At 69.9% G+C, this 7,040-nt stretch carries 5 protein-coding genes; all 5 read left to right on the forward strand.

Annotated elements, in window-relative coordinates; translation table 11 throughout:
* Nucleotides 1–2: 2 nt before the first annotated feature.
* A complete protein-coding gene (locus tag ACZ4UV_RS51880; RefSeq protein ID WP_467842933.1) occupies nt 3–95 on the forward strand; it encodes an SDR family oxidoreductase in 93 nt (30 codons plus the stop codon).
* 216 nt (nt 96–311) lie between these two features.
* Nucleotides 312–1,763, forward strand: a complete 1,452-nt coding sequence (locus ACZ4UV_RS51885; protein WP_467850209.1) for an MFS transporter — start codon at nt 312–314, stop codon at nt 1,761–1,763.
* A gap of 812 nt (nt 1,764–2,575) precedes the next feature.
* Nucleotides 2,576–5,518 carry an ATP-binding protein gene (locus tag ACZ4UV_RS51890; protein ID WP_467850212.1) on the forward strand — a complete coding sequence of 981 codons (2,943 nt, stop codon included), beginning with the start codon at nt 2,576–2,578 and terminating at the stop codon, nt 5,516–5,518.
* 605 nt (nt 5,519–6,123) lie between these two features.
* A complete protein-coding gene (locus ACZ4UV_RS51895; RefSeq protein WP_467850215.1) occupies nt 6,124–6,531 on the forward strand; it encodes an SsgA family sporulation/cell division regulator in 408 nt (135 codons plus the stop codon).
* Nucleotides 6,532–6,734: 203 nt separating this feature from the next.
* Nucleotides 6,735–7,040: SDR family NAD(P)-dependent oxidoreductase (locus tag ACZ4UV_RS51900; protein ID WP_467850218.1), on the forward strand; the 306-nt coding region annotated here is incomplete at its 3' end.

The raw sequence follows: 7,040 nt of genomic DNA on the forward strand, positions 1-7,040 counted from the left end.
AGATGGGCAAGGCCGTGGCCTTCCTCTCCAGCGACGCCTCCAGCTTCATCACCGGTGTCGAGCTCTTCGCCGACGGCGGCATGGCCCAGGTCTGAGCAGCCAAGCCGTGACGCGCGCGCCCGGCAACCGGGCCCGCCGGGCGCGCGTCACCCCGCCGACATCCCGCTTTCCGGGCCAGGCTTCGACCGGCCCGCTCCCGCCGGGCGCGCAGGCGCCCGCGATCACCCCTCTCCGTCGGGGCCAGGCGCGAGCGCCGCCCCGCACACCGCTCACACTCTGTCGGCCCCCGAAGGCCAGAACAGGACCCCGTCATGTCCACAACGCAGCGCATCCCTGCCGCCACCCCGACGACTTCGTCCGCCGCATCGCCTGCCCCGCCACAGCGTGGCAGCCGTCGCGCGGCCCTCGGCATCATGATCGTGCTGGTCGGGCAGCTGATGCTCACCCTCGACGGCACCATCGTCAACGTGGCCCTGCCCAGCATCGGCACCGGCCTGGGCCTCGGCCCGTCCGCCCTGTCCTGGATCGTCAACGCCTACACCCTCGCCTTCGGCGGCCTGATGCTGACGGGCGGCCGGCTCGGAGACACCTACGGCCGACGGCGCGTCTTCCTCATCGGCCTGAGCATCTTCACCGCCTCCTCCCTGCTCGGCGGCTTCGCCCAGAGCGCCGCCCTGCTGATCGCCGCCCGCGCGGCGCAGGGCATCGGCGCAGCACTCGCCGCACCCGGCGTGCTCGCCCTGGTCACCACCAGCGCCCGCGACGACGCTGCACGCAACCGGGCCCTGGCCCTGTTCGCCGCCGTCGGCATCGGCGGCAGCACCCTCGGCCTCCTCCTGGGCGGCGTGGTCACCGAAATCGGCTCCTGGCGCTGGACCCTGTTCATCAACGTCCCCATCGGCATCGCCGTACTCGCCCTCGCCCCGCGGTTCGTCACCGAAACCCCGCGCAACCCCGGCCGCTTCGACCTCATCGGCGCACTGAGCGCCACCGGCGCGGCCGTGGCCATCGTCTGGGCACTGACCGGCGCACCCGAACACGGCTGGACCTCCGCACAGACCGTCGCCTCGCTCATCGTCGGCGTCGTGCTCCTGGCCGTCCTGGCCGTCACCGAACGCCGGGTCACCAACCCGATGCTGGTGCCCGCCCTGCTGCGCGACCGACGCCGCCTCGGTGCCCTCGCCGTCACCACCCTGGTCTTCGGCTCCCAGATCGCCACGTTCTTCCTGGTCGTGCAGTACGTCCAGCGGGTGCTGCACTTCGGCCCCATCGCCGCCGGGGCCGCGTTCCTGCCGATGACGCTGGGCATCTTCGCCATGGCCCGCATCGCCCCCAAGCTGGTGGCCCGCTTCGGACAGATGCCGCTGCTGATCACCGGCACCCTCGGCCTGACCGCCAGCTACGTCTGGCTCAGCAACATCGACACGACCAGCGGCTACGCCGGCGCGGTCCTCGGCCCCCTGCTGCTCAACGGCGTCTCGGCCGGACTGACCTTCATGCCGGCCGCCTCCCTGGTGATGGGCGGGGTCGCACCGCAGCACGCCGGATCGGCCTCGGGCCTGCTCCAGACGGTCCAGCAGCTGGGCGGCGCCATCGGACTCGCCGTCGTCGTCTCGGTCTACGCCGCCGGAGCCGTCCCCGGCCAGTTCGTCCCCGGCGCCCGCGCCGCATTCCTGACCACCGCCGCATTCACCCTGCTGGCCTCCACCCTGGCAGCCCTCATCCTGCGCCCCCGCCGACCGGCCCACGCCACAACCAACTGAAGCACCACCCGGCGAGCCGGCTTTCCACCCTCGTGGGAAGCCGGCTCGCCGCCGTTCCCACCCGAGGCCCTTGGCCATGGGCGGTCAGGGCCGCCCGCGGTGGCCGACCGCTGGAACGACCGATCGGGCGGCGGACTCCTTCAACAACCGTTTGGCGCGCTATGGGATATCCGCCGGGCCGAGGCGCCCTGCGCCTGTACGGGATCCGCCGCAGAGGTGCGCGGGGTGCGGGCCAATCTGGCGTCCGCGATGCCGGGCGGGTCTGGGGGCGACGCAGAGGAGGCGGTGCCGCCGATGACTGAGTCGTGGCCCTCACGATGCTCGCGGCGGAAGGTGATGGCCCGCGCTAGCGGCACGGCACGCCGCCGAGTGCGCGATCACGGCACTCGCCGCCGGAAGATGCAGTCTGTGAAGGGCGCGACGATTCGTTCCGTACTCGGAGTACGACCTCGACCGAGCCCTGAGCAGATGACGGGACGGCCAGGGCAGTGGGAAACGATCTACGGGAGCGCGGAAAACGACCTCCGCTCACCCTCGCGTACCCGCTGATCAGCGAATTCCGTCGGTGCCCCGAGGCCGCAAGACATCTGTCAGATGACAGCGGCGGCGTCACAGACTGGCCGGCACGGGCCCCGTCGCGGTCGTCGGCATGCGCTGCTCTACGCCCTCCCGGGAACACTATTGACGGCCGACATCTCATAATTCCAGATATTTACCTTGCGCCCGATGGCAGGCGTTTCAGCCAGGGCAGTAGCCTCTCACTTCCGACCGATTCAAGACACCTTGTTGCACGGCGGGACATTTTCTTTCCAATGACGACAAGCGCACGTGATGGCAGTCATGGGCCCTCGGATGTCGCCGATGCGGCAGGGGGCTCGACCGTGCCTGTACGACCTCCGGCCCACTTCGTTGGCCGCGAGGCCGAACTGGCCGTGCTGCAGGATGCCACCGCGCAACTGCTGACCGGCATCGGCGGCGTGTTCCTTGTCGAGGGGGAGCCTGGCATCGGCAAGTCGTCGCTGATCGCTGCGGCTGCCGCAGCCGGCGAGGAGTCCGGCTGCGCGGTGCTGAGTGGCACAGCGGATCAGGTCGCGCACCCGCTGCCGCTGCGGCTGCTGTTCGACTGCCTGGAGACGCAGCCCGCGCCCGACCCCCGCCGCGCGGAAATCGCACGCATCACGCGCGCGCTGGATCCCGACCACGTCTTGCACCAGGCCGCACACGCCGTGGCCGCCGATATGCTCGTCACGCTGATCGAAGACCAGTGTGCGAACTCGCCGACCATGATGGTGCTGGACGATGTGCAGTGGGCCGACGATGCATCGCTGGAGGTGTGCCGGCTTCTGTCCTCGACTGCGGTACACCTGCCGTTGCTCCTGGTCCTGTCCTTCCGCCCCCTGCCTCGCGGTTCGGGCATACGACGTCTGCAAGCCGCGCTGCGCGGCCAGGGCGCGACCACGATCTCCTTGGGCCCGCTCGGGCCGGAGGCGGTGAAGGCTCTGTTGTCGGGCGTGGCGGGTGCGCCACCAAGCCCGGCGCTGGTCGAGCTCGCCGCCCGGGCGAGCGGCAATCCGCTGTACGTGCGGGAGCTGGTCGAGTCCCTGGTGCGTGAAGACGCGTTGACGGTCGAGGCGTACGCCGAGCTGCGGGACACGTCGTCGAGCACCGTGCCGCGGTCGTTGGCCGCGGCACTGGACAACCGGCTCAGCTTCGTGCGGGACGGCACCGTACAGATGTTGCGGATGGCTGCGTTGCTCGGTGGAGAATTCGCGGTCACTGAGGTGGCAGCGCTCATGAGCCGGTCCGTCATCGAGATCTCAGATGATCTCCAGGACGCGGTGGCGGCCGGGATCCTCGTCGACGCCGGTCAGCGCATGCGGTTCAGGCACCCACTGATCCGCCAGGCGCTCTATGACGGGATGCCGGCCGGGCTGCGCGTCGCGCTGCACCGGGACGCCGCACAGACACTTGACGGCCTCGGCGGCGTCGAACCCCAACGCATCGCGCAGCAACTGCTGGCAGCCGGACGTCCCGGCGACCACTGGGCGCGGCACTGGCTCGTCGACAACGCGCCGTCGCTGGTGGACCGGGCTCCGCGCATCGCGGCCGAACTCCTGCGCCGGGAGCTGAACCACGGTGTGGCCGACGACCGTGACCGCGCCACATTGAGCATGGCACACGCCCACGTCCTGGTCAGCGCGGGCAAGCACGAGGAGGCGGCTTTGCGGGCACGGCAGGCCATCGCGGCAGCGACGGAGCCTGCTGAACAAGGCCCGATGTACTGGATGCTGGCCCGCGCGCTGCTCAGCGGTGGGGACAACGACGCAGCGGTCATGGCGCTGGAGCACGCATCGACGCAGACCGACCTGCCCGACGCCTGGCGCGCCCGGATACTCGCCTCCCTGGCCATGGTCCGTCGTGCGGCATGGGGCGCGCTGGACGACGTGGACATCTCCGTACACCGCGTACTGGAGATCGGCGAGACCATGGAGGACGCTTTCGCCATCGCGTACTCGCTCACGGACCTGTGGCTCAACCACTCTGTACGGCGGCAGCATCTGACCGCGCTGGAATGTGCGGACAGGGCGCTTCAGACACTGGGCGCTTCCAGCCAGTACATGGATCTGCGGGCGTACGCGCTGCATGTCCGCATCTTCAGCTTGCAGAACCTGAGCCGGTGGTCGGACGCCGAGATGGCCCTTCGTCAGGCGCGGCAGTTCCTGCTCGACTCCGGCCGGAACGAGGACGCCGGATCCAGCGTCACCGCCGCGGTCCTCATGTACTGGCTGGGCCGGTGGGACGACGTGCTTACCGAACTCGACTCTGTCGACCTCACCCTCCCGGCGATCACCTACCGGTGGCTCCGTGAGCGGGGTCCCATGTGGCTGGGACACGGCCTGGCCGCGCTCGTCGCCACCCGCCGGGACGAGCGCGCCACAGCCGCTGGGCATCTGCAGGCCGGGCTGCGTCGGCGGCCGGTCACGGTCGCCGATCGGGAGAACGCCGACTTTCTGGCGTTCGCGCAGGCGCTGGCTGCTGAACAGGGCGGGGATCGGCACCTGGCCCTGTCACTCCTGAGTGGTTTCCTTGAGCGGCAGCCTGGCGAGATGACGCTGATCCACCAGTGGCTCCCGACGCTGACGCGCCTGGCACTGGCCGTTGATGACCGGGCGGCCGCCGCAGCCGCGGTCAAGGCGTGCCGGGGCGAGGCTGCCCTGGAGCAGACGCCGGGGCGGGCCACGGCGGCGGCCGACTGGTGCAGGGGGTTGTACGAGGGGAATCCGGCGCTGCTGCGGTCGGCGGTGGGCCATTACCGTTCCGCCGGCGTCCTGGTGGAGCTGGCGGAGGCGTTGGAGGACCTGGCCGTCATGCTTGCCGAGCACGGGGATACCGGGCAGGCCAGGCAGGTCATGAGTGAAGCGCTCGATCTCTACGGTGGATTCGGCGCGCTGTGGGACATCCGCCGGGCCGAGGCGGCCCTGCGCCGGTACGGGATCCGCCGCGGAGTGCGCGGGGTGCGGGCCAAGCGGGCCGCGCAGGGCTGGGATGCCCTGACCCCGACCGAGCACAAGATCGCTCTTCTGGTCGCGGCAGGGCGATCCACCTCGGAGATCGCACAGAGCCTGTTCCTGACTCGGCGCACCACGCAGACACACATCTCGCACATCCTCGGCAAGCTCGGGATGCGCAGCCGGGTGGAGATCGCCCGGGAGGCGTTCAACCGCGATCCGGACGCCATCCCGTCCGATCGGTGACGACGTCGCTGTCATCTGACGGATGTCTCGCCGCATCCACCACTGGAAACCTGAACGCATCAACCGCCTGACCGAAAACGTCGGCTGATCACGCCGGCCCAGGCCGGGAACTGACGGCATACCCAATCCACGGCACACGCACGGACTGGCATACAGCAGCCGGCCGTCCTGGTCCGGAACCCCGGACCCCACCGCCCCGGCCGACTCCATCCGAGACCTCGACACGATGCGATCGCCGATCGACCACCCACGGGATCAGGGCATCCGCCTCTCCCCGGTGGCTGACCGTCCTACTGCCGGCCGCTCCTGCGCGGGTGGCGCGCAGCCTGCGGCAGCACGTCGGTGCGGGACAACACCCGTACTCTCCGCCAACAAACGGAATTGATCCTTCTTAAATCTGGCCGCAGCTGCGGAGAGATACCCGGCAGCCCGCACAAGCAGGGGCCGCATTCCTCGCAACCAAGGGTCGCTCGAGCAGGAAGGACACCCCAATGAGCCACAATCCGACCGGCCCGCGCAATCAGGCGGTGGGCCCCCAGCCAGAGGACCGGCGCAAGCGGATTCCGCCACCAGGAGAGCCTACGGGTGCACCACGGGGACCGGTGATGATCAGCTCCGAACCCGTGCCGTGGAGACTCGTCGTCCCCGACGACAGGACTGTTCTGTTCCCGGGAGACCTCTGCTACAAGAACACCGACCCTTACGCCGTGCGCATCACCTTCCGCGTGGACGACTACACGATGGACTGGGTCTTCGCCCGCACTCTGCTCATCGCCGGGCTGCTCGAACCGGCCGGCGTCGGCGATGTGGAGATCGGCCCCTGCAGCCGCAACGGCGTGGACACCGTCCAGATCACTCTGAAAGCCCACCAGGTCTACGCCGTGCTGGAGGCCCCGGCCCGGATGATCGCCGCTTTCCTCAAGCGAACATGCCAAGCCGTGCCCCTTGGCACGGAGCACCGTCATCTCAACCTCGACCGTCTCGTTTCCCGCCTCGTCCAGGACGTCGCATAACCAGCCGGGCCGCACACGGCCCCGCTACGCGATTCGGCTTCCCCGTCGCACTTGGGCGCGAGGCTTCCCTCCCGCTTGCGACGTGCCGATACCAGCTGGCAGCACGGTCAGGAATTACGTTCAAAGAATCGGGGGCGACGCCTCCCATTCACATCCCGCCGCCGTCCGCAGAGTGCGGGCACACCCAACCCAAGGAGCAAACGATGAGCCTCCCCCTCGAAGGCAAGGTCGCCGTGGTCACCGGTGGCGCGTCCGGCGTCGGCCTGGGCATCGCCCAGGAATTCGTGGACCAGGGCGCCCGCGTGGTCATCACCGACCTGCAGCAGAAGCCGCTGGACGACGCGGTCGCCGAGGTCGGTGCGAACTGCTCGGGCATCGTCGCCGACGTCACCAAGCTCGCGGACATGGAGGCGGTGTACCAGGAGGTCATCGCGCGGCACGGACGCCTCGACGCGGTCGTGGCCAACGCCGGCATCGGCGCCCACGCCCCGCTCGGCGAGATCACCGAG

This window comes from Streptomyces sp. NPDC028289 (assembly GCF_055565975.1).